A 22,572-nucleotide genomic window follows, 5' to 3' on the forward strand; every position below is an offset into this window, starting at 1 on the left:
CACGATGACGGATGTGACGGGGAACCTCGAGGCCGCGGAGGCGGCGGTTGACGCCGCCCGCGAGATCTTCGTCAACGAACTCGGCGCCGCGCCCGCCCTGCACAAGGGCTCGGGAGACTTCGCCACCGCCGCGGACCTGGCGGTCGAAGAGCTGCTGCGCGACAAGCTCACCGGTGCCACCGGCATCGGCGTGTACGGCGAGGAGCAGGGCGGCGAGCTGGACGCACACGCGTGCTGGGTGGTGGACCCCATCGACGGGACGTCGAACTATTCCACCGGCAACCCCAACTGCGCGATCCTGGTCTCCCTGCTGGTGGAGCGGCAGCCGGTGGTGGCGGTGGTGGACGCGCCGCTGCTGGATATGCGCATGACAGCCGTGGACGGCGAGCCGGCCCACCTCAACGGGACCGCGTTGCCGCCGGTGAGTGAGGCGTCGTCGGCGCCGCACGTCGGCGTCGGCTCCCTGTTTTCCCGCGACCGCAGGCGAATGCCGTCGAACCAGCGCTTGGATCTGGCGGGCGAGCTGACCCGGGCGCACCTGCGCCCGCGGATTAGCGGCTCAGTGGGCATCGACTTGGCGTTCGCCGCGCAGGGTATCTACCAGGCTGCGGTGAGCTTCTCCCCGCACGTGTGGGACAACTCAGCCGGTATCTTGCTGGCGCGCAGCGCAGGTGCGGTGGCCACCGCTGGCGACGGCACACCGTGGGAGCCCGGCAAAGTCGGGGCGGTGGTGGGCACCGCCAAAGCCCACGCCGCGGTGATGGAGGCGATTCGGAGGGTACGAGTTGATGCGGGCGAGGAGGATTAACGCATGACTACGGCTGCAAAACCAGACAAGAAGGCTGCCCGCGAAGGGGCGATCACGCTCGGTGTCGCGGGCGCGCTGACTTGGATAAGCTCGCGGATGGACTGGGTGCGCGCGGAGTTCGTCGACGACATCTCCGGCGGCGGCGAAGCAAGCGTCAACGGCGCGGACTGGTCCACGGAGACCGGTGCGATTGCGGTGCTGCTGCTTGCCGGCATGGTCGCAGCACTTGCTTTGCGACGTCTCGGCCGCCGCGTCATCGGCGCCATCTGCGCGGCGGCGTCTATCGGCCTGGCAGTGCCGGCGGTGCGGCTGCTGACTGGCGGGGCGGACCCAGAGCGTGTGCACGCGCTGCTCACCGCTGGAGCGGACGAGGCGCAGCAGGGCAATTCCGCCCCGGCGATTGCGCAGTGGGCGGAAATCACCTCCGCGACCACGCTGGTGGCCGGCCCCGGGTTGGCGCTCGCGGCCGCGGTGCTCGGCCTGCTCGGCGGGGTGCTGTTGATCGCGCGGCCGGGCGAGGATTCGCCCCGGCAGAACAAGTACGAAAAAGAAACCGTGCGCCGAGAGAAGGTGCGCGAGGACTTGGAGGAGGACCCCCAGTCCGGCCGCGTGCTGTGGGACGCGATCAGCGCGGACATCGACCCGACTGATCCGGAGAATGGACCGGATTTCCGATCCTCGAAGTCCACCCGCTAGCCTTATCGGTGACAGGCCAGGCCCATTGCAACTGGGAGGTAGCCATGCCGGCACCGAGCACACTCGACGACGTTGTCGCTGGTGTGCTTCGCGACGTTGCCAAGCGTGAGGCCGCCGTATCCTTCAAAGAGATCAAAGCGCGTTCGCGCGATATGGCGCCGACCCGGGATGCCCGGGCGGCGCTTTTGCGTCATGGCTGCAGCGTGATCGTGGAGATCAAGCGTAACTCGCCGGTCTTCGGCCCCACCGGTGCCGGGCTTTCGAGCGTCGAGGCGCTGGCCCAGAACATCGAGGCTGGCGGCGCCCACCTCATCGCGTGCCAGACGGAGCGGCTGCGTTTCGACGGCTCCCTGGCCGACATGGCCCAAGCCAGGGCAGCGGTGGAGCTGCCGATGGTGTGCCGCGACGTGATCGTGGACCCGTACCAGATCCATGAGGCCCGCTGCTACGGCGCCGACGCCGTCCCGCTGCAGGTGGGCATCTTGGACCAGCACCGGTTCGAGGCGCTGCTGGACCGCGCCGAGTCCCTCGGTATGGTCGCTGTGGCGGAGGTGCGCACCCCGGAGGAGGCGGACCGCGCGCTGCGCGCGGGTGTGTCCGTGGTGGCGGTGAACTCCTGGACCTTCGACACCAACGACTTGAATCGCAACGCGTTCGCCGAGATCGCCCCTGGCCTTCCCAGCGAGGTGATCAAGATCAGCCTCGGTGGCGTGGCCACTCCGCGCGATCTGATCGACGCCGCCTCCTGCGGAGCGGACGCCGTGCTCGCGGCGGAGGCCGTCATGGCCGCGGGCGATGTGCTCTCGGCGACGCGCTCGCTGGCTACCGCAGGCCAGCACCCCGCGTGCCCGTCGCGAAACTAAATGGCACACTGTTTGGCGTGCAAACGCTGAACTTGGCCAACATTCCGTCGCCGCCGCAGGGCGTGTGGTACCTCGGTCCCATCCCCATCCGCGCCTACGCGCTGTGCATCATCACCGGCATCGTTGTCGCGATGGCGATCTCGCTGCGCCGCTACAAAGCGCGTGGCGGTAACCCGGAGACGGTGTGGGACGCGGCGATTGTGGTCATCCCCGCCGGCATCATCGGCGGGCGCTTGTACCACGTGATCACGGACCACCAGAAGTACTTCGGCGAGGGCAAAAACCCCTGGCAGGCGTTCAATATCACCGCCGGGGGCTTGGGCATTATCGGCGCGGTGGCGCTTGGCGCGGTGGCGGTGTGGGTGATGATGCGGCGCAAGGGGCTGCCGATTGCCCCGCTTGCGGACGCGATCGCGCCGTCGGTGATCCTCGCCCAAGGCATCGGCCGGCTGGGCAACTACTTTAACCAGGAGCTCTACGGCGCCGAGACGGATGTGCCGTGGGCGCTGGACATCTACTACCGCGTCAACGAAGCCGGCCAGTACGCGCCGCTGACGGGCCGCTCCACCGGCGAGGTGATCGCGAGCGTGCACCCGACGTTCCTTTACGAGCTGATCTGGAACGTCGCGGTGTTTTTCGTGCTCATCTGGGCGGACCGCCGCTTCCGCCTCGGCCACGGCCGGGTGTTCTGGCTGTACGTTGCCGGCTACACGCTGGGCCGGTTCTTTATCGAGTTCATGCGCCGCGACGAGGCGAACCTGATCCTCGGCCTGCGCGTGAACACGTGGGTCTCCGCCATTTTGTTCATCGTCGCCGTGGTGATCTTCTTCAAGCTGCAAAAGGGCAGGGAGACCCCGGAGGAGGTGGACCCGGAGTACAACCGCTCGTCCACGGCAGACTCCCAGGATCGGGAGTACCGTGGGGCGCTGGAAAACACGAATGGCACCTACGAAGGTGAGGTTGGTACACGTGGATAGAAGGACAAAGATCGTCTGCACCCTCGGCCCGGCTGTGGCAAGCAAGGATGCGATTTTGGGGCTGGTGCGCGACGGCATGGACGTGGCGCGCCTGAACTTCTCGCACGGCGACTACCCGGACCACGAGCAGAACTACCGCTGGGTCCGTGAGGCCACCGACGAGACCGGCCACGCCGTGGGCATCTTGGCCGACCTGCAGGGCCCGAAGATCCGCCTCGGCCGCTTCGAAGGCGACGGCAAGACCTACTGGGAAACCGGCGAGACCGTCCGCATCACCGTCGACGACATCGAAGGCACGCACGACCGCGTGTCCACCACCTACAAGCAGCTCGCCCAGGACGCGAAGCCGGGCGACCGCCTGCTCGTGGACGACGGCAAGGTCGGTTTGGTCTGCACCGAGGTCGACGGCAACGACGTGGTCTGCCGCGTCACCGAGGGCGGCCCGGTGTCGAACAACAAGGGTGTCTCGCTTCCGGGCATGGACATCTCCGTGCCGGCGCTGAGCGAGAAGGACAAGGCTGATCTGCGCTTCGCGCTGGAGCTCGGCGTGGACATTATCGCCCTGTCGTTCGTGCGTTCTCCGGCCGATGTGGAGCAGGTCCACGAGATCATGGATGAGGTCGGCCGGCGTGTGCCTGTCGTCGCAAAGCTTGAAAAGCCCGAGGCTGTGGACGCGCTGGAATCCATCATCCTCGCGTTCGACGCAGTGATGGTCGCGCGCGGCGACCTGGGCGTGGAAATCCCGCTGGAGCAGGTCCCGGCCGTGCAGAAGCGCGTGATCCAGATTGCGCGTGAGAATGCCAAGCCGGTGATCGTCGCAACGCAAATGCTCGACTCCATGATTGAGAACTCACGCCCGACGCGTGCCGAGGCCTCCGACGTGGCCAACGCGGTGCTCGACGGCGCAGACGGCGTCATGCTCTCCGGCGAGACATCCGTGGGCGTGGATCCGCACAACGTGGTGCGCACCATGAGCCGCATCGTGCGCTCCGCCGAAACCATGGGCAGCGTGCCGCCACTGAACCACATCCCGCGCACGAAGCGCGGCGTGGTGTCCTACTCCGCGAACGACATCGCCGACCGCCTCAACGCGCGCGCGATTGTCACGTTCACCACCTCGGGCGACACCGCACGCCGCGTGGCGCGCCTGCACCCGGACCTGCCGCTTCTGGTGTTCACACCGGTGCAGCAAGTGCGCTCGCAGCTGGCCATGACGTGGGGCGCGGAGACGTTCCTGTGCGAGCAGGTCCACAGCACCGACGACATGATCAAGGTGGTGGACCGCCAGCTGTTGGCCATGGAGCAGTACAACGAGGGCGACACCATGGTTGTTGTCGCAGGCACCCCGCCGGGTGTTGCGGGGACGACCAACACCATCCACGTCCACCAGCTCGGCGAGGACACGCGCAACCCCTAAGTGGTTACGCTGGTGGGCATGCCTGGAATCGAAGTTCGCGACGCCCACCTGCACAATCTCCGCAACGTGGATGTGGACATCCCGCGCGGCACACTTGTTGCGGTGACCGGTGTGTCCGGCTCCGGCAAGTCCTCGCTCGCGTTCGGCACCATCCACGGCGAGGGCCAGCGCCGCTACCTCGAATCGGTCGCGCCCTTTGCCCGCCGCCTGATCGGCTCCGCGGTGGACCCGCAGGTCGGCTCGGTGGAGGGGCTGCCACCCACGGTGGCGCTGGAGCAGTCCACCTCCGGCGGCGGCGCGCGCTCGACCGTGGGCACCGTCTCCGCGCTGTCCAACAGCATCCGTCTGCTGTACTCGCGCGCGGGCGACAACCCGAAGGGGCTGTACTCCGACTCGTTTTCCCCGAACACACCCGAAGGCATGTGCCCGACGTGCCAGGGCACCGGCGTGGTGCACGAGCCCACCGAGGAATCCATGGTGCCGGACCCGACGCTGTCCATCGAGGACGGCGCAATTCAGGCCTGGCCGGGCGCCTGGGCGGGCAAGAACTTCCACGACATCCTGGCCACGCTGGGCTACGACCTGGATTCGCCCTGGCAGGACCTGCCCAAGGAAGACCGCGAGTGGATCCTGTTCACCGAGGAGCGCCCGGTGGTCACCGTCAAGCCACTTCGCGGCGAGGATCAGATCCAGCGCAACTACAAGGGCACGTGGCGCTCGGTGGCGTCGTATTTGACCAATACGCTCGCGGAGACCCAGTCCGACACCCTGCGCAAACGCGTGCTGTCCTACATGGAGTCGCGCGTGTGCGAGACCTGCCACGGCCGCCGCCTCAACCCGGAAGCGCTCAAGGTCACCTACGCGGGGATGCCTATCGACGAGCTCGGCGCCCTGCCGCTCGACCAGGTCCACGAGGTGCTGGCCGCGCAGGAACCTGCCGAGGGCTCGGCCGAGGACCTGCTACTCAAGCAGATCCTGCCAGCGCTGCAGTCCGCGCTGGACTTGGGGCTTGCGCACCTAAGCCTGGACCGCCCCGCGCCGACGCTGTCCGCCGGTGAGCTGCAGCGCATCCGCCTGTCCGCCCAGCTGCGCTCGGGCTTGTTCGGCGTGGCGTACGTGCTGGACGAGCCGTCCGCCGGCCTGCACCCCGCCGAGCGCGGAGCGGTGCTGGACATCTGCCGCCGCTTCATCGACGCTGGCAACTCCGTTCTGCTGGTCGAACACGACATGGAGCTCGTCGCCCAGACCGACTGGCTCGTGGACGTCGGCCCGCTCGCCGGCGAGCGCGGCGGTGAGGTGGTGTATGCCGGCCCCACCAGCGACTACACCGGCGACGCGCCCACTGCGAAGGCGTTGGCGAACCGGGCACCATTGCTTAACGACGACCCAAGGCCCGCCATCGGCGAACTGGTTTTGTCTGGGGTTTCGGCCCGCTCGATTGAGGGGCTGGACGTGTCCTTCGGGATGGGCCAGTTCACCGCCGTGGCCGGCGTGTCCGGCTCGGGCAAGTCGACCCTGGTGAGCACCGTGCTCGCCGGGGTGCTGCGCGAGGCGGCGTCCACCGTCGTCGATGAGGAAGACGAGGCCGCTGATGGTGCCGGGGTGGGGGAGGCCGGATGGTCCGTCGATAGGCAAGAAGGCTTCGACGCAGTGAGCCGGGTCGTGCAGATCACCCAGAAGCCCATCGGGCGCACCCCGCGCTCGACGCTGGCGACCTACACCGGGCTGTTCGACGGCGTGCGGAAGCTGTTCGCCAGCACCGACGAGGCGAAGCGGCGCAAGTGGACCGTGTCGCGCTTTTCCTACAACGTGAAGCAGGGGCAGTGCCCAACCTGCGGCGGTGCCGGAAAAATCGAGGTGGAGCTGGTGTTCCTGCCCGGCTCGTACACGACCTGCCCGGACTGCGGCGGCGCGCGCTACAACGACGAGACCCTCGAGGTGACCTGGGAGGGCCTGACCATCGCGGAGGTGCTGGAGCTGACTGTCGACGAAGCCGCGGACGTGTTCGCCGACGAGCCCAAGATCCTGCGCGCTGTGGAAACCCTGCAAGCGGTGGGGCTGGGCTACCTGCGCCTCGGCCAGGGTGCGCCGGAGCTTTCCGGCGGCGAGGCGCAGCGCATCAAGCTGGCCACCGAGCTGCAGCGCTCCCGCAACTCGCGCCGGGGCCACACCGTGTATTTGCTGGACGAGCCCACCACCGGCCTCCACCCCGCCGACGTTGCTCTGCTTGTCCAAGAACTCAACAGCCTGGTCGACGCGGGCCAGACCGTGATCGTGGTCGAGCACGACCTGTCTGTCATTGCCCAAGCCGACCGCGTGATCGAGATGGGCCCCGGCGCCGGCGCCGACGGCGGGCAGATCGTCGCCACCGGCACCCCGGCGGAGCTGGCCGAGCGCGACACCGCGACCGGGAAGGTGCTCGCCGAGCGGTCGGCGTAGATCGCTGTGGGGGACTATGCAGCTGCATAGCCGCGGAACCGCCGTTGTCTAAGTTTTGTTAGATAGGTTCCCTAAACGAAACATGCAAAAGTCGACAATTGGGACGGTTGTTCAGGTTTAAAGGTGCAGGTTAGAATCTTATAAGTATTGTCGCATGTAAATTCGTACAAAAGCGAGCGGGCAAGCGGCTCGAATCACTATGCAGCGGCATAGTCTCGTCGGCCGGGATTGCTATGCAGCGGCATAGTTTTCGCGATGGCTGATCCGCGTCAGGGGAGATTGGTTCGGAACTGTTGACTATGCAGCGGCATAGTCTTGCGCACCGATTCCACTATGCGGCTGCATAGCCTCGACACCGTCGTCCACTATGCAGCGGCATAGTCTTGCAGACCGATTCCACTATGCAGCGGCATAGTTTCGGGGGGTGGATTCGCTATGCAGCGGCATAGTCCAGGCACGGTCATCAACTATGCGACGGCATAGTCCCGACACCGTCGTCCGCTATGCAGCTGCATAGTCGAACGAAGCGCGGATCGGATCAATTCGCGTGCTGGATTCCGGGTTACCGCTCTTGCCAGATGCGAAGTAGCTGGGATGGTGGTTGGCAGTTGGCTGCTCATGCGGCCGGGGTTACACAAGTTAGTCGTTCCGGCCGCCCGGCCCGCGGTAACCCATCAGCACGCTGATCATGGCGTCCTTTACAGCTTCTTCCTCGCGTTTTTGCTTGATCATTCGCTTCAGCACCGCTGGATCGTCTGGAAGGGAAGCGCGGTCGAAGTTGGCGCGCGAACGGGCGACTGACTTTTTGTTTTTCTTGCGGTTAGTCACGCTCAGCATTCTGCCACTCGACCGTGAAGCCGCCCCACCACCAGTCGCGCCACTCGTCGAAACAAGGGTGTGCCGGGGGAGTGATCACGGTGTCGCCGGCGTGCAGTTCGCTGACCGGGCTGATGCCGTGCAGGGAGTTGAGGAACCACAGGGGGCGTTCGGCGGCGAACTCGGGCGTGATGCGGCGACGTCGAACGGGCAGCCCCTTTTCTTCAGCCCGTGCAACAGCCTGGTGCAATGTCACGCTCGGCAGCCACACTCCGTCGGGGATGCACAAGGTGTCGCCGTCCCACATCACCAGCGCGCCGGTGGTGGTCTCCATCATGGCGCCTCGCTTATCCGCGATCACCGTGTCGTCCGTCCCCTCCACCTGGTACCGCGAACGGTATGTGCGAAAAGCGGCGAAGTCAGGGCCCTTAACCTCGGGTCGGGTGCGCGGGTCGGGAGCCTGCGTGTACGTCAACGCAGTAGACGAGCGCGGGGGAGGGGCGGAGCGGACGTCGAGAAGCAAAAGCCCCTGCGACAACACGATGCGGGGAAACAGCTCGCCGTCTCGCAGCAGTGGCATGAGCCTATCGACGAACCCGTCCGGCAGCGGGCCCGCAGCGCGCGAAAACCGCTGAAGGTGCAGGTCGAGGCCGTTGGTGCGGCCGTTCGAGTGGCGCCAGGAGTCGGCCACATCGAGAGGGCCGTCGGGGACGTCGCACTCCACGAATGCACCGCGCCAGGCGTATCTACGCATCGAACGCTCCCAGCACGGACTGGGCCTTGAGGTTGCGCTCGGCGAGTTCGGACTCGGGGTCGGAGGCGAGCACGATCGCGCCGCCTGCGCCCACGGTGACGGTGTCGCCCGCGCGCACGGCGGTGCGGATCACCACGGACAGGTCGGCCTGGCCGTCGAAGCCGAAGTAGCCCAGCGCGCCGGAGTAAACGCCGCGCGGGGAGGTCTCCAGCCGATCGATGATCTCGCAGGTGCGCAGTTTCGGCGCGCCGGTCATGGAGCCAGGCGGGAACGTCGCGCGCACCGCGTCGATGGCAGTGTGACCCTCGCGCAGGCGGCCGGTGATGGTGGAAACCAGCTGGTGCACCGTCGCGTACGACTCCACCTGCATCAGCCCGGGCACGCGCACGGTACCAGGTTCGCAGACGCGGGAGAGGTCGTTGCGCAACAGGTCCACGATCATGAGGTTTTCGGCGCGGGTTTTGTCGTCGTCAAGCAGCGCGGGGTCTTCGTCGGCGGCGATGGTGCCCTTGATCGGTTTCGCCTCCACGTTACGGCCGCGCACGGTGAGGAATCGCTCGGGCGAGGCGCTGGCGACCTCCACGCCGTCGAAGATCAGGTGCGCGGCGTACGGCGCGGGGTTGTGTTCGCGCAGCTTGCGATAGATATCGCCCGTCGCTTCGGCGGTGAAAGTGTCGGTCAAGCACACCTCGTAACTCTCACCCGCGCGCAGCAACTCCTGCGCCTTTTCAATGCTGGCGAGGTAGTCCGGGTTGCTCCAGGAGCCTTCGCCTATCGACGTCCCTCCGGCCCCCTCCGCCCCCTGCAACGCCTGCTCCAACCGGTCGAGCAGATCGGTAGCGCCGTCACCCGCCAGGGCGCATAGGTGCGCGGTTTCGGTGTCGTGGTCGTAGACGATGAACGACTGCGGACGCACAAAATACGCGTCCGGGTAGGGCGAGCGGTGGCGCAGCGTGATCCGCATGGTCAGCTCGGCGCACTCGTAGCCCAAGTACCCGATCCATCCGCCGGTAAACGGCAGGTCGGGTGCATCGAGAACTGGGGTGGACAGTTCGGTGCTGAGGGTGTCGAGCACGTTGCCGTCGTCAAGCGAATAGCTCATGGAGCGCGAAAGCGTTCCCGCGGTGTCGCCGAGGATGGAGAAATGCCCGCGCGTGTCGGCGGAGTCGAGGAAGAATGCGTCGTTACCGTCGCGCGTGATCGCGTTGAAGACGCGTTGGCAGTCGAGCGCGCCGGGGATTTCGCGGTGGATCAGGCGCCAGCCGCCGAGGAAGTTGCGCATGATCGCCGCGCCGTGCTGGGTGAGCACCGATTCGGGGTGGAATTGCACGCCCCAGTGATTCAACCCGTCGACTTTGAGCGCCTGGATTACGCCGTCCTCGCTGCGGGCGTGCACCGTGATGCCGGGGAGCTCGTCAACGTGAAGCGAGTGGTAGCGCACCACCTCAAAACCCTGCGGGATGCCGGTGAAGATGCCCTCGCCGGAGTGGGTGACGGTGGAGACGAACCCGTGGCGCGGCTCGGGCGCGCGGGTGACCCTGGCCCCGGCGAGCATCGCCAACCCCTGGTGGCCCAGGCACACGCCGAGCAGCGGGACGCCGGCATCCGCGGCTGCCTCGATGACGCGCCGGGACGCTCCGAAATCCTCCTCGCGCTCCGGGGTTCCGGGGCCCGGGGAGATGACCACGTGGCTGAACTCGCCGGCGCGCACCCGCTGAGGAAGATCAGCGGCCTCGCCCGCGGGGACTACGAGGGGCTCGCGGCCGGCGGCCTGCGCGACCAGGTGGGCGAGGTTGAATGTATATGAGTCGTAATTGTCAACGAGCAGAATCATTGTGCCGAAATCGTATAGCGTTTAACTGCATGGACGCCACAATCCGGCCAGCTCGCGCCGAAGACGCCGCCACTGTCGCCGCCGTGCACAACCGCTCCCGCGCACGGGCCTTCCGCGGGCATATCGCCGACGAGGTGCTGAATAACTTCGCACCGCTCGAGCGAAAGTGGGCCGAGTACTTCGACTCGCCGGACGGCCGCGTCTACCTCGCGGAGGTGGACGGCGAGGCGGTGGGCATGGCCTACGGCGTGCCCGGCGAGCGCACTGAACTGTGCAACCTCTACCTGCTGGAAACGGCGGCGGGCACCGGGGTTGCACCGAAACTCATGGACGCAGTGGTGCCTCCGGGAGAACCCGCGTTCCTATGGGTCGCGGACTTCAACGAACGCGCCCAGGCGTTCTACCACAAGCACGGGTTCACCTTCGACGGGGAAGAAACGCACCACGCGGGCGACGACGTCACCTTGAAGCGCATGGTGCGCGACTAGCTAGTTGATCGGGGTGGGCTCGATCTTCCACACGTCCTCGGCGTAGTCGCGGATCGTGCGGTCGGAGGAGAAGCGGCCGGACTCGCAGATGTTGATCCAGCACTTGCGGGCCCACTCGTCCGGGTCAGCGTAGTAGTCCGCGGCCATGCGGTCGCGGGCCTCGCGGTAGGCGGCGAAATCGCCAAGCACGTAGTAGACATCCTGCTCGCCGTAACCGTTGTCCTCCAGAAGCGAGGCGCGGATGTCGTGGAAGGCGCCGGTGCCGCGGTCGTCCAGGGTGCCGTCGACGAGCGCGTCGAGGGCGCGCATGAGCCCCGGGGTCTGCTCGGCCACCTGGCGCGGGTTGTAGTGCGCCTTCAGTTCCGGCAGCTCCTCCTCGCGGGCGCCGAAGATGTAGGCGTTCTCCTCGCCGACCGCGTCCACGATCTCCACGTTCGCGCCGTCCATGGTGCCGAGTGTGAGCGCGCCGTTCATCATGAACTTCATGTTCGACGTGCCCGAGGCCTCCTTGCCGGCGGTGGAGATCTGCTCGGAGACGTCCGTGGCCGGGATGATCTGCTCGGCAGGCGAGACGTTGTAGTTCTCCACGAACACCACGTGGATGTACTTCGAGGCCTCCGGGTCGTTGTTCACCAGCTCCGCGATGGTGTTGATGAGCTTGATGATGCCCTTGGCGGTGACGTAGCCGGGGGCCGCCTTCGCGCCGAAGATGAACGTGCGCTTCGGCACGTCGCGCTCGCCGTCGACCGTGATGCGGAAGTACAAATCCAGGATGTACAGCGCGTTCATGAGCTGGCGCTTGTACTCGTGCAAGCGCTTGATCTGCGTATCAAAGATGGAGTCCGGGTCGATCTCCACACCCTGGCGGGCAGCGATCCACTCCGCGAAGTCGCGCTTGTTCGCCGACTTGATGTCGCGGAGTTCGTTGAGCACCTTTGGGTCGTCCATAAGCGGGCGAAGCTCCTTGAGTTTGTCCAGGTCGGTGACCCACTCGTCGGAGCCGGCGAGGCGGTCCAGCAGGGCGGACAGGCGCGGGTTACACATGCGCAGCCAGCGGCGCGGGGTGACACCGTTGGTTTTGTTGTTGAAGCGCTCCGGGTACAGGCCGTGCCAGAAGCCGAGCGTGTCGCGTTTGATGATCTCGGTGTGCAGCGCCGCCACGCCGTTGACGGAGTAGGAGGCGTAGCAGGCGATCCACGCCATGTGCACGCGCCCGTCGTGCACCGGGGAGTAGTGGTGCGCCGTCTCCGCGTCCACGCCGCGGGACTCCATGTCCAGGCGGTAGCGGCGGTCGATCTCCTCCACGATCTCCCAGATGCGCCAGAACAGTTGCTTGAAGATGGATTCCTCCCACGTCTCCAGCGCCTCCTGCAGCACCGTGTGGTTGGTGTAGGCGAATGTGTGAGTGGTCACCTCCCAGGCTTCGTCCCAGCCCAGGCCGTGCTCGTCCATGAGCAGGCGCATCAGCTCCGGAATGCCCAGCACCGGGTGGGTGTCGTTGAGCTGGATGGAGTTGTACTTGTGGAACTCGCGCAGGTCGTCGCCGTGGGCGGCGATGTAGTCGTCGATAAGCTCCTGCAGCGATGCGGAGCAGAAAAAGTACTGCTGGCGAACGCGAAGCAGCTTGCCGGCGTAGGTGGAGTCGTTGGGGTAGAGCACGCGCGTGATGTCGTGGACCGCCTCGCGCTCAAGGATCGCGTCGGCGAAGCGCTGGGAGTTGAACGCGTCGTAGTCGAACTCGGCGATCGGGGATGCGTCCCACAGGCGCAGGGTGCCCACGTTGTCCGTGCCGTAGCCGGTGATCGGCATGTCGTACGGGATGGCGCGCACGTGCATGTCGTCGAACTTCACAATGCGCTGCTCGGAGCCGCGGCGGATGATGAAGGGGTAGAACGATTCCTTCCACGCGTCCGGGTGCTCGCGCTGGAAGCCGTCCTCGAACTCCTGGCGGAACAGGCCGTAGCGATACAGCAGGCCGTAGCCGGTCAGCGGGAAGTCCTGCTCAGCTGCGGAATCAAGGAAGCAGGCGGCCAGGCGCCCCAGGCCGCCGTTGCCCAGGGCGGCATCGTGCTCAGCCTCCAGCACGTCCGAAAGCTCGAAGCCATTCTCCTCGGCGATAGCCTTCGCCTTATCGACGAGCCCAAGGTTGGTCAGGTTATTCAGCAACGCCCGACCCTCCAGGAACTCCGCCGAGAAGTACGCCGCACGGCGGCTGGCCTTGTAGGTGTTGCGGGTTTTCGCCCAGTTGTCGGCGATCTGCTCGACAGTGGCGGCGGAAAGCCCCGTCCAGAACTTCTTCACCGTGGAGTCTTGCGGCGCGCGGCCGGAGAAGCTACGGACGTGGCCCTCGACGGTCTGCTCGAATGCTGGCTGAGATGCAGTCATGTGACCCGAGCGTACCGGCGCGCCGGGGCGTGTGCAGGTGAGCTACTTAGCCAAGTAGGTCAGTGCGGCGGTCAGGCCCGCGCGGGTGGAGGCGTCGATGGTGGGTTCGTACTCCGGCAGGAAGGTGGACATGTGGTTGACCGGGACGTCCTCGCCGACGCGGTCTTCCTCCACGGCCTTGTCCCACACGTCGTGGGGTGTGCAGCCGACGAGCCAGAAGAAGTACGGCGCGCCGTAGGCCTGGCCGATGACGGGGAAGTCCTCGGAGACGGTCTTCGGGTCGGCGGTGACAGACGCGTCGCCGAAGACGCCGTCGAACTGCTCGCGCACGCGGTCAAACACTTCCTCGTCGTTGTCCAGCAGCTCGCCGTGGGCGAAAAAGGAGATCATGGCCTGGTCCAGCGAGCCGGAGGCCAGCACCTCGGCGTGGACCACGCGCTTGATGGCGGAGTACACCTTCGCCTTGACCCGGTCGGAGTAGAAGCGGCAATTGAGCACGAGCTCGGCCTCGCCCGGGATGATGTTGTTGGTGGTGCCGGCGTGCATGCTGGCCACGGTGACCACGGCGAAGTCCGCCGGGTCCACCTCGCGGCCCACGATCGCCTGCAGGCGGGCAATGATCATCGCCGCGGTGTAGGTGGGGTCGATGGCGTTGTGCGGCATGGAGCCGTGAGCGGCGCGGCCCGGAATTTTGATGCGGATGGAATCACAGGCGGCGAACTGCGGGCCCGGCTTGGACATCACTAAACCGGCGCGGCCCGGCATGACATGCTGGCCGAAGACCACGTCCGGGGTAGGCACCTTCTCGGTCAGGCCGCCGTCGGCCATGTCCTGGGCGCCGGCGCCGATCTCCTCGCCAGGCTGGAACAAAGCGATAAAGGTGCCGGACCACTGCTCGCGGGTGTTGTCCAAAAAATCGCACATGCTCAGCAGCGCGGTGGTGTGGATGTCGTGGCCGCAGGCGTGCATGGTGCCCACGGTCTGCCCGTCGGCGGTTTTGGCCACCTTGTGAGAGGCATACGGTGCGCCGGTCTGCTCGGTCACCGGCAAGCCGTCGAAGTCCGCGCGGTGCATCACGGTCGGGCCTTCGCCATTTTCGAAGACGGCGCAGATGCCGAACTTGCCGATGGGGGCGATGACCTCGCAGTCGAACCGCGACAGCTCCATCATCAGACGGCTGTAGGTCTCCTCCTCCTGCATGGACAGCTCCGGGTTGGCGTGCAGTAGTTCGTAGAGGCGGCGCTGCCACACCTCGTCTACGGAGTAGGAGTGCAAAATCTCGGAAATATTACTCAAAATTCATCTCTCCAAATTTGGGTTATATCGCAATAGGTTTGGCGCGGGGGTGCATTCCTCGGCGATACGCAACGACGCAGACACGTGGCCGTCGCTACGCAAAGTGCGAAGTGCAGCCGTGGCGCGATCGCGCATGTCAAACGGCGAGAGCGTGTTCACGTAAATCTGCGTGCCGCCCTCGAAGCCGGCGAGGGTGGAAATGCGCCATTTCACGTTGATGCGCCACGGCATGGGCACGTCCAGGTCCACGGGGCGGTAGTGCCACTCCTCGTTTGTGGCTACCTGCCCGCCGGTGGCGGCGTGGGCTGCGTGCAGCAGGTCGGAGACCGCGCGAACCTCCTCGTCCGTGTGCTCCCACGGCTCGCTGACGCGGGACTTCGAGTACACCGTCATGGTGGGGTAGCGGTGGCCCACGCCGGCGGTGAGGATGGCGTGGTCGTTCTCCGCGATCACCAGGTTTTGGTAGAACGCGTGGTTGACGCCCCAGTCGTTGTACAGGTTCAAATTCTGACGCAGCTTCGCCGTTTCGGTCTCGGCGTTGACGCCGCGCTCGTCGATGGCCACCAGCTGCTTGTGCAGGTGCTCGAACGAGGCGCCGGCGGGTGAGAGCCAGTTTTGGAACACCACCACGTAGCGGGCGTAGGTGTGCTGCTCCACTAGGTCGCGCAGCGAATCCACGGTGAACGCGATGAAGCGGTAGTGCTCCTCCGGGGTCAGCGACCCGGAGCCGGCGAGCTGCGCTGTGTTCTCCGCCCCGTCTTCAAAGTGGCGCCGGCCGATGATCACGTCGTGGCCGCCGCCGAAGTAGGCCGGGGCCAGCTCGAGCAGCTCATCCTCGGGCCGATCCGGGTCCTGGCCGGCTGCTGCCAGCCGCGTCCGCACAATCTCAAGCACATGTTCGCGCCCGGCGGGGTCCGCCAGGTAGCGCTCCATGTGGCTGCGGCGCGCGACCGGCATTTCGTAGCCGTAGTTTTTCTGCCAGTAGTCGTAGCTGACAATCTCGAACAGGTTGGGCACCCGCCGAAACTCCGCGACTGTGTTGTCTAACTCGTCGGGCATGGCATCGCGCAGGATGGCAAACCCCTCGCCGTCGGCCACCAGCCGCGACTTCTCCGGCGGGGTGCGCAGTTTGCGCGCTTCGCAGAAATTGCAGGTGTCCGTGAGCGCGCCGGGCATCAACGGCTCCGGCGGGGCGCCTGTGGCGGTAAGGGGCCTGTTGCCGCGGCCTGGAACCGTCCACACCTCCGTGCCGGAGAACGGATTGACCTGCTTTAAAGTCCCGTCCGCCATGGTCCGCAGCGCAACGTGGTACGAGTGCGCTGGGTTCATGGCGGGGTTAGACATGCACGCAACCATACCGGTTAGCCTTGAGCACATGTCTGTGATCCAATTCGACGTCCTCGTCCCACCCACCGTCGCCGGCGAGGTCAAAGAGGTCTTCCAGCGCGCACTCGACATCCTCGTGCACCGGGAGATGCTCACCTCGGGCACGGTGGAAATGGAGCAGGTGCTTATCGACGGCTCCGTGCGCACGCAACTGGCCGAAACCTACGAGCGGGACCGGGGCGAAGACCCCGCGGACGCCGAGGTGTTCCGCTACCGCATCACGCCCGAGGGGGCAGACAGCCTCAACCGCCTGGCCATGGGCCTGTCGCGCATCCTCACCCCGAAGGCGGACCTGCCGCGCGACCCGGTGCTGCTGGAAGACCAGGACCGGTTCGAATCGCCCTCGATCTACCCCTGGACCGTGGAAGTGTTCAGGTAGGCCACGGCGATCTCAGCGCCGGCCTGGGTGAGCTGCTCGCGCACGTTGTTCGTCTCCGACAGCGTCACCGCGATGGTGCCCTCGTCCGGCTGCTCGTCGAAACGCCCTGCAGCCACCGCGAACGCCGCGCCGGCCCCGCGGGCCAGTTCGCCGACGACGGAGGCGACCTTGCCGGTGCCGGTTTGTCCGTCGAAGCGGCCCTCGCCGGTGATCACGAGCGCCGCGCCCTCGACCTGCTCTGCGAGCCCGTTGGAATCCGCCACCACGCGAGCGCCGGGCAGGATGTGCACGTGGGACGAATCCCCGTGCAGCATGGTGGACAGCCACGTGATGCCGATGCCCACGCCTCCCGCAGCGCCTAAGCCCGGGGTGGCCGGGTCCACGTCCGCGACCTCGCACAGATGCGCCAGACCCCGGTCGAGCACCTCGATGTCGTCTTCCGTCGCGCCCTTCTGCGGGCCGAACACGTGCGCCGCACCCTGGGGACCGGTGGCGGGCGCGGTGGTGTCGGTCAAAAGCACCCACTCCACCGCGCCGGCGGGGACGTTCACCTTCGCGGTGTCGAAGTTCGCCAGCTGCTCCAACGCGCCGCCACCGGGTTTCAGCTGGTAGCCGGCCTGGTCCAAGGGGTTGACGCCGAGGGCGACGAGGATGCCGGTGCCGCCGTCGATCGTTGCGGTGCCGCCGAGGCCCAGCACGATCCGCTCGGCGCCGCGCGTCTCGGCGTCCGCGATGAGCACGCCGGTGCCGTAGGTGTCGCCGGTCAGGAGCACCGGCTCGTCCACCGCGGGCAGGCCGGAGGCGGCGGCGACGTCGATGTAGGCGGTCTTGCTCGGGGCGTGGAAGGTGTACTCCGCTTCGGTGAGGCGGCCGGCCGCGGTAGTCGTCGGCAAGCAAATGAGCTCGCCCTCGAACAGCGACGAGGTACCTTCGCCGCCGTCCGCCATGGGGGTGAGCACGATCTGCGCGTCGCGGATGACGGAGCGCACGCCTTCGGCGAGCCATTCTGCGGCCTCGGCGGCGGTAGCGGTGGACTTGAAGGAGTCCGGCGCGACAACGATTTTGGGCGACGGAACTGCGTCGAGGGGAGAAACCATGGGGGAGAGTTTAGCTGCCGCTCACGCGGGGACGAATGGTGTTGTAAAGTTTGTCCGGTACTTAAATCTGCATAGCTATAGATATCGGAGGCTACGCCCAATGAGCGCGATTGATCAGGAAGTTGCCGGCTACTACCAGAAGCTTTTGGAGCGCAACGCGGGCGAGCCGGAGTTCCACCAGGCGGTGGCCGAGGTGCTGGATTCGCTGAAGATCGTGCTGGGCAAAGACCCGCATTACGCGGACTACGGGCTGATCGAGCGTCTTTGTGAGCCGGAGCGCCAGATCATTTTCCGCGTGCCCTGGCTGGACGACGACAACAACGTGCGCGTCAACCGCGGCTTCCGCGTCCAGTTCAACTCCGCGCTCGGCCCCTACAAGGGCGGGCTGCGCTTCCACCCGAGCGTGAACCTGGGCATCATCAAGTTCCTCGGCTTCGAGCAGATCTTCAAAAACTCCCTGACCGGCTTGCCCATCGGCGGCGGCAAGGGCGGCTCCGACTTCGACCCGAAGGGCCGCTCCGACGGGGAGATCATGCGCTTTTGCCAGTCCTTCATGACGGAGCTGTGGCGCCACATCGGCGAGTACCGCGACGTGCCCGCCGGCGACATCGGCGTCGGCGGCCGCGAAATCGGCTACCTGTTTGGCCAGTACCGCCGCCTGGTGGACCAGCACGAGTCCGGCGTGCTCACCGGCAAGGGCCTGACCTGGGGCGGCTCCCTGGTGCGCAAGGAGGCCACCGGCTACGGCAGCGTGTACTTCACCAACGAGATGATGAAGGCCAACGGCGACTCCATCGACGGCGCGAAGGTCATCGTCTCCGGCTCCGGCAACGTGGCCATCTACGCCATGCAGAAAGCGCAGGAGCTCGGCGCGACCGTGGTCGGCTTCTCCGATTCCTCCGGCTGGGTGGAGACCCCGAACGGTGTAGACATCGAGCTTGTCCGCGAAATCAAGGAAAACCGCCGCGGGCGCGTGTCCGAGTACGTGGAGGAGGCCACCGGCGCGACGTTCCACGCCGACGGCTCGATCTGGGACCTCAAGGCGGACGTAGCCCTGCCGTGCGCGACGCAGAACGAGCTGGGCGGCGACCACGCCCGCGTACTCGTGGACAATGGCGTGCGCTACGTCGCGGAGGGTGCGAACATGCCGTCCACCGCCGAGGCGATCGAGGTCTTCCGTGACCGCGGCGTGTGCTTCGGCCCAGGTAAGGCCGCTAACGCCGGCGGCGTGGCCACCTCCGCGCTGGAGATGCAGCAGAACGCCTCGCGCGACTCCTGGTCCTTCGACTACACGGATGACCGCCTGCACCAGATCATGTCCAACATCTTCAAGGTGACCAAGAACACCGCCGAGGAATACGACCACGCGGGCGACTACGTCATCGGCGCAAATATCGCCGGTTTTAAAAAGGTTGCCGACGCGATGCTCGCCCAGGGCGTGATTTAACGCTTCAGCGGGTACGCTTAGGCACTATGTACCGCGTTTTTGAAGCCCTGGATGAGCTAGTTCAGACCCTGGAGCAGGCCTACGGCGTGCCCATGACCGCCAATTGCATGGTTCCCCGCAACGAGATGCTTGGGCTTCTCGACGACCTCCGCAACGCCCTGCCCGTCGACTTGGACGACGCGCAGGACGTGCTGGACAAGCAGGACGAGATCCTGCGCGGGGCGCAGGACCGCGCCGACATGCTCGTCGGCGACGCGGAAGAGGATGCCCGCCGCATTGTCTCCGACGCCCACTCCGAGTCCGAGTCCATGCTCTCCGACGCCCAGGCCCGCGCGACCAACCTGGTCACTGACGCGGAGGAAGAGTCCAACATGATGGTCACCCAGGCGCAGAACGTGGCCGAGATGACGGTGAACAACGCGCAGCGCGAGGCCGACAACATCGTCGAGTCCGGCAACGCCGAGTACCAGCGCACCGTGGATAAGGGTGTGGCGGAGCAGGAGCGCCTCATCTCCGAGTCCGAGGTCATGCGCCGCGCCGACGAGGAAGCACACCGCCTGGTGGACGAGGCGACCGCAGAGTCCAACCGCCTGCGCTCCGAGTGCGACGACTACGTCGATTCCAAGCTCGCCGAGTTCGAGGAAGGCCTGCGCAACGTGCTGCAGACCGTCTCCTCCGACCGCTCTGCGCTGCGTCGCGGCGCGGGTGCCGCTGGCGCTGCGGCGCGCGGCCGCCGCGACGAGTTCTAACGGGTAGTCTGTTGCCGTTATGTCTACCAACCCTTTTGTATTTGACGTCAGCGACGTCCTTGGCGGCGACGGCACACCAGAAACTGTGACGCAGACGGGCCCGTCCCCGTCGCGCATCGGCCCCGAAATGATCGCGATCCCCGAAGGGCGCGAGGTTGAAATCGAGGCGACCCTGGTCCCGCTGGGCTCCGGCGTGATGGTGGATGCCACCGCGACCGCGCAGCTGGAGGGCCAGTGCGTGCGCTGCTTAAAGGAGCTCACCCCGACCGAGACGCTGCGTATCTCCGAGGTGTTTTCCGCCTCCGACGACTTCATCACCGGCGACAGCGAGGAAGCCGAGGACCAGGGCTCCGGCGACGAGATTCGCAAGGTTGTCGACGGCACCGTGGACCTGGAGCAGGCGTTCGTGGACGAGGCCGGTATGAACTGGCCGTTCAACCCCACCTGCGAGCCGGAGTGCGAGGGCGACACCGACGTGCCGGCCCCGGACGCGGTTGAGGGCGAAGAGAACAACCTGGTCGACCCGCGTTGGGCCGGCCTGGAGAAATTCCTGTGAGCCGCTCGAAGAAGAACAAGGGCAACGCGAACGAGCTGTGGGAGCAGGCGTTTAGCAGCGTTGACCACGCCCCGCTGCTGGAGCACCTCGGTGTGGACATCGAGCGCGAGAGCCTGAAGCTCGCGCTGACCCACCGCTCCTTCGCCAACGAGCACGGGCACCTTCCCAACAACGAGCGCTTAGAGTTCGTCGGCGATGCCGTGCTGGGCCTGTCCGTGGCCACCAAGCTGTTCGAGCTCTACCCCTCGCGTCCGGAGTCGGACCTGTCGCCGATGCGCGCGGCCATCGTCTCGCGCTACGGCCTCGCGGACATCGCCCGCGAGATCGATCTGGGCAAGCACGTGCTCATCGGCAAGGGTGAGGAACTCACCGGCGGCCGCGAGAAGGAGTCGATCCTCGCGGACACCACCGAGGCGATCTTCGGCGCGATCTACCTGCAGCACGGCTTCGAGCCGGCGCGCGATGTGATTCTCAAGCTTTTCGACGAGAAGCTGCGCACCGCCACCGTGAACAAGAAGCACCACGACTGGAAGACGGACCTGCAGGTGCGCCTTGCCGAGCTGAAGCTTCCGGTGGCCGAGTACGTCTCCGAGGCGGAAGGCCCCGAGCACAACCAGACCTTTACTGCTCATGCGCTCGTCGCTGGAACTTCCCGCGGTACCGGCACCGGACCGAACAAGAAGCTGGCGGAGCAGGAGGCGGCCCACCAGGCGGTGCTGTACCTGCGCGACCACGCGGCGGAGGCCGTTCGCGGCGATGCCTGAGCTGCCCGAAGTTGAGGTGGTGCGCCGCGGGCTGGACCAGCACGTAGTCGGTTGCACGTTTCAGCGGGTTGAGGTGCTGCACCCCCGCGCCGCGCGCGGCAACACGGTGGACTTGGAGGCCACGCTGCCTGGGCTCACGATTACCGGCACGGGCCGGCGCGGCAAATACATGTGGTTCACGCTCAGCGACGGCGCGGCGCTGCTCGTGCATCTGCGCATGAGCGGGCAGATGCTTGTGGCGAACCATGACACCGTGACCTCGCCGCACCTGCGTATCCGCGCGGACGTGGGGGAGGTGGAGCTGGATTTTGTGGACCAGCGCACTTTCGGGTTCTGGCAGTACACGCAGCTTGTGGGCGGCGTTCCGGAACCCGCCCTCCACATCGCCCCCGACCCGTTCGAGCCCGACTTCGACGTCCGGGAGACTGCCCGTGCGATGCGGCGGAGGAAATCACCGTTGAAAAATGTGCTGCTCAACCAAGAGGTGGTCAGCGGAATCGGATCCATCTACGCCGACGAGGCGATGTGGGCCGCGTGCCTGAAGCCCTGGCGCAGCGCGAAGACCATGCGCCAGCGCGACGCGGAGGCGGTGCTCGACGCCTCGCGCGAGGTGATGGCCCGCTCTCTGGAGCAGGGTGGCACCAGCTTCGATGCGCTGTACGTCAACGTCAACGGCGCATCCGGGTACTTCTCCCGCTCGCTCAACGCCTACGGGCAGGCGGGCAAACCCTGCGCCCGCTGCGGCACCCCGATCGAACGCGTTGTGGTCGGCGGGCGCTCCAGCTACTTCTGCCCCGCATGCCAGGTGCTGTAGCGCGAGAGTACGGTGGTGCGACATGGTTGATCAGTCAGCATTCAAAGACGCAATGAGCCAGCTGGCTGCCGCGGTGGCGATCGTGACCACCGGTTCTGCGACGGACCCGCACGGCACCACCGTCAGCGCCTTTATGTCCTTGTCGCTGGATCCGCCGATGGTGCTGGTGTCGCTGGATCAAAGGTCGTCGCTGTTGGCGTTGTTGGCCGAAGGGGCGTCGATAGGCATTAATGTGCTCTCCACAGAGCAGAACGTGCTTGCGCGGCGCTTCGCCACCAAGGGGGTGGACCGCTTCGCGGGGGCGGAGTGGGCGATGGCCGACGGCGCGCCGCAGCTCGCCGGCAACCACACCTGGGCGGCCGGGCGAGTCTCGCAGATGATCGAGGCCGGAGACCATGTGCTCGTGCTTGTCGACGTCACCGCAACCGACGTGAACACCAACTGCCCGCTGCTGTACTGGCAGCGCGAGTTTGGCACCCACGGCGCGATTCACCCCGGCGAGGTGTGCACCCCGGCGGTGGAGGGGTAGGCCGCGTCCCTGCTGCGCAAACCCTGAGAACGAAAGGGTGAATTTGCCCGGATTTGGGCCGTAATAGGGGATGCTTCC

21 protein-coding genes are annotated in these 22,572 nt (G+C 66.4%); 14 read left to right on the plus strand and 7 right to left on the minus strand.

From position 1 onward, the window contains the following. The first annotated feature begins 4 nt into the window (after positions 1 to 4). The 6 genes from QP996_RS00925 to QP996_RS00950 are packed head-to-tail and all read left to right on the plus strand — an operon-like array spanning position 5 to position 7,200. Complete coding sequence (locus QP996_RS00925) at positions 5 to 808, plus strand: inositol monophosphatase family protein (RefSeq protein ID WP_284870742.1); 804 nt, start codon at positions 5 to 7, stop codon at positions 806 to 808. 3 nt (positions 809 to 811) lie between these two features. Further along, complete coding sequence (locus tag QP996_RS00930) at positions 812 to 1,504, plus strand: TIGR02234 family membrane protein (protein ID WP_284870744.1); 693 nt, start codon at positions 812 to 814, stop codon at positions 1,502 to 1,504. A gap of 44 nt (positions 1,505 to 1,548) precedes the next feature. Next, on the plus strand, positions 1,549 to 2,367 hold the full coding sequence (locus QP996_RS00935; RefSeq protein WP_284870745.1) for an indole-3-glycerol phosphate synthase TrpC: 819 nt from the start codon (positions 1,549 to 1,551) through the stop codon (positions 2,365 to 2,367). A 17-nt stretch (positions 2,368 to 2,384) separates the two neighbouring features. Continuing rightward, a complete protein-coding gene (lgt, locus tag QP996_RS00940) occupies positions 2,385 to 3,344 on the plus strand; it encodes a prolipoprotein diacylglyceryl transferase (RefSeq protein ID WP_284870746.1) in 960 nt (319 codons plus the stop codon). Beyond that, positions 3,337 to 4,761 (plus strand): pyruvate kinase, encoded by a 1,425-nt coding sequence (pyk, locus tag QP996_RS00945; protein ID WP_284870747.1) that lies wholly within the window; start codon positions 3,337 to 3,339, stop codon positions 4,759 to 4,761. Before lgt ends, pyk begins: the two co-directional genes overlap by 8 nt. A gap of 18 nt (positions 4,762 to 4,779) precedes the next feature. Continuing rightward, positions 4,780 to 7,200: an excinuclease ABC subunit UvrA gene (locus tag QP996_RS00950; protein ID WP_284870748.1), complete on the plus strand. Its 2,421-nt coding sequence runs from the start codon at positions 4,780 to 4,782 to the stop codon at positions 7,198 to 7,200. A gap of 639 nt (positions 7,201 to 7,839) precedes the next feature. Here the strand turns inward: QP996_RS00950 and QP996_RS00955 are convergent. Genes QP996_RS00955 through QP996_RS00965 form a run of 3 tightly spaced genes read right to left on the minus strand, consistent with a single transcriptional unit; the run spans position 7,840 to position 10,604 of the window. Beyond that, complete coding sequence (locus tag QP996_RS00955) at positions 7,840 to 8,028, minus strand: hypothetical protein (RefSeq protein ID WP_284870749.1); 189 nt, start codon at positions 8,026 to 8,028, stop codon at positions 7,840 to 7,842. Then, positions 8,021 to 8,770 carry an aminotransferase class IV gene (locus tag QP996_RS00960; protein WP_284870751.1) on the minus strand — a complete coding sequence of 250 codons (750 nt, stop codon included), beginning with the start codon at positions 8,768 to 8,770 and terminating at the stop codon, positions 8,021 to 8,023. The genes QP996_RS00955 and QP996_RS00960 overlap by 8 nt, the downstream gene beginning before the upstream one ends. Next, complete coding sequence (locus tag QP996_RS00965; RefSeq protein WP_284870752.1) at positions 8,763 to 10,604, minus strand: chorismate-binding protein; 1,842 nt, start codon at positions 10,602 to 10,604, stop codon at positions 8,763 to 8,765. The genes QP996_RS00960 and QP996_RS00965 overlap by 8 nt, the downstream gene beginning before the upstream one ends. Before the next feature lie 29 nt (positions 10,605 to 10,633). Between QP996_RS00965 and QP996_RS00970 the strand changes: the two genes are divergently transcribed. After that, positions 10,634 to 11,092, plus strand: coding sequence for a GNAT family N-acetyltransferase (locus tag QP996_RS00970; RefSeq protein ID WP_284870753.1), 459 nt, complete (start codon positions 10,634 to 10,636; stop codon positions 11,090 to 11,092). Here QP996_RS00970 and QP996_RS00975 read toward each other — a convergent pair whose 3' ends face one another. The 3 genes from QP996_RS00975 to QP996_RS00985 are packed head-to-tail and all read right to left on the minus strand — an operon-like array spanning position 11,093 to position 16,117. After that, entirely contained in the window at positions 11,093 to 13,477 is a 2,385-nt protein-coding gene (locus tag QP996_RS00975) for a glycogen/starch/alpha-glucan phosphorylase (protein WP_284870754.1), read from the minus strand. A gap of 42 nt (positions 13,478 to 13,519) precedes the next feature. Further along, positions 13,520 to 14,773 carry an amidohydrolase gene (locus tag QP996_RS00980; protein ID WP_284870755.1) on the minus strand — a complete coding sequence of 418 codons (1,254 nt, stop codon included), beginning with the start codon at positions 14,771 to 14,773 and terminating at the stop codon, positions 13,520 to 13,522. Positions 14,774 to 14,776: 3 nt separating this feature from the next. Beyond that, positions 14,777 to 16,117, minus strand: a complete 1,341-nt coding sequence (locus tag QP996_RS00985) for a DUF4921 family protein (RefSeq protein WP_284870757.1) — start codon at positions 16,115 to 16,117, stop codon at positions 14,777 to 14,779. A 31-nt stretch (positions 16,118 to 16,148) separates the two neighbouring features. Between QP996_RS00985 and QP996_RS00990 the strand changes: the two genes are divergently transcribed. Next, on the plus strand, positions 16,149 to 16,538 hold the full coding sequence (locus tag QP996_RS00990; RefSeq protein WP_284870758.1) for a hypothetical protein: 390 nt from the start codon (positions 16,149 to 16,151) through the stop codon (positions 16,536 to 16,538). On the opposite strand, the gene QP996_RS00995 is transcribed toward QP996_RS00990, so the two are convergent. Continuing rightward, positions 16,508 to 17,635 carry a glycerate kinase family protein gene (locus QP996_RS00995; RefSeq protein WP_284870760.1) on the minus strand — a complete coding sequence of 376 codons (1,128 nt, stop codon included), beginning with the start codon at positions 17,633 to 17,635 and terminating at the stop codon, positions 16,508 to 16,510. The genes QP996_RS00990 and QP996_RS00995 overlap by 31 nt on opposite strands. A gap of 100 nt (positions 17,636 to 17,735) precedes the next feature. Here QP996_RS00995 and gdhA point away from each other — a divergent pair, with 100 nt between their 5' ends. Genes gdhA through QP996_RS01025 form a run of 6 tightly spaced genes read left to right on the plus strand, consistent with a single transcriptional unit; the run spans position 17,736 to position 22,494 of the window. Next, a complete protein-coding gene (gdhA, locus tag QP996_RS01000) occupies positions 17,736 to 19,082 on the plus strand; it encodes an NADP-specific glutamate dehydrogenase (protein WP_284870762.1) in 1,347 nt (448 codons plus the stop codon). A 26-nt stretch (positions 19,083 to 19,108) separates the two neighbouring features. Beyond that, entirely contained in the window at positions 19,109 to 19,831 is a 723-nt protein-coding gene (locus tag QP996_RS01005) for a DivIVA domain-containing protein (RefSeq protein WP_284870763.1), read from the plus strand. Positions 19,832 to 19,850: 19 nt separating this feature from the next. Further along, positions 19,851 to 20,387, plus strand: coding sequence for a YceD family protein (locus QP996_RS01010; RefSeq protein ID WP_284870764.1), 537 nt, complete (start codon positions 19,851 to 19,853; stop codon positions 20,385 to 20,387). Continuing rightward, positions 20,384 to 21,151, plus strand: coding sequence for a ribonuclease III (gene rnc / locus QP996_RS01015; protein WP_284870766.1), 768 nt, complete (start codon positions 20,384 to 20,386; stop codon positions 21,149 to 21,151). The genes QP996_RS01010 and rnc overlap by 4 nt, the downstream gene beginning before the upstream one ends. Further along, positions 21,144 to 21,965 (plus strand): bifunctional DNA-formamidopyrimidine glycosylase/DNA-(apurinic or apyrimidinic site) lyase, encoded by an 822-nt coding sequence (gene mutM, locus QP996_RS01020; protein ID WP_284870767.1) that lies wholly within the window; start codon positions 21,144 to 21,146, stop codon positions 21,963 to 21,965. Before rnc ends, mutM begins: the two co-directional genes overlap by 8 nt. A gap of 22 nt (positions 21,966 to 21,987) precedes the next feature. Next, positions 21,988 to 22,494 (plus strand): flavin reductase family protein, encoded by a 507-nt coding sequence (locus QP996_RS01025; RefSeq protein WP_284870768.1) that lies wholly within the window; start codon positions 21,988 to 21,990, stop codon positions 22,492 to 22,494. The last annotated feature ends 78 nt before the right edge of the window (positions 22,495 to 22,572 follow it).

Origin of the sequence: Corynebacterium sp. MSK008, from assembly GCF_030232585.1 — a bacterium.
Classification (GTDB): domain Bacteria; phylum Actinomycetota; class Actinomycetes; order Mycobacteriales; family Mycobacteriaceae; genus Corynebacterium.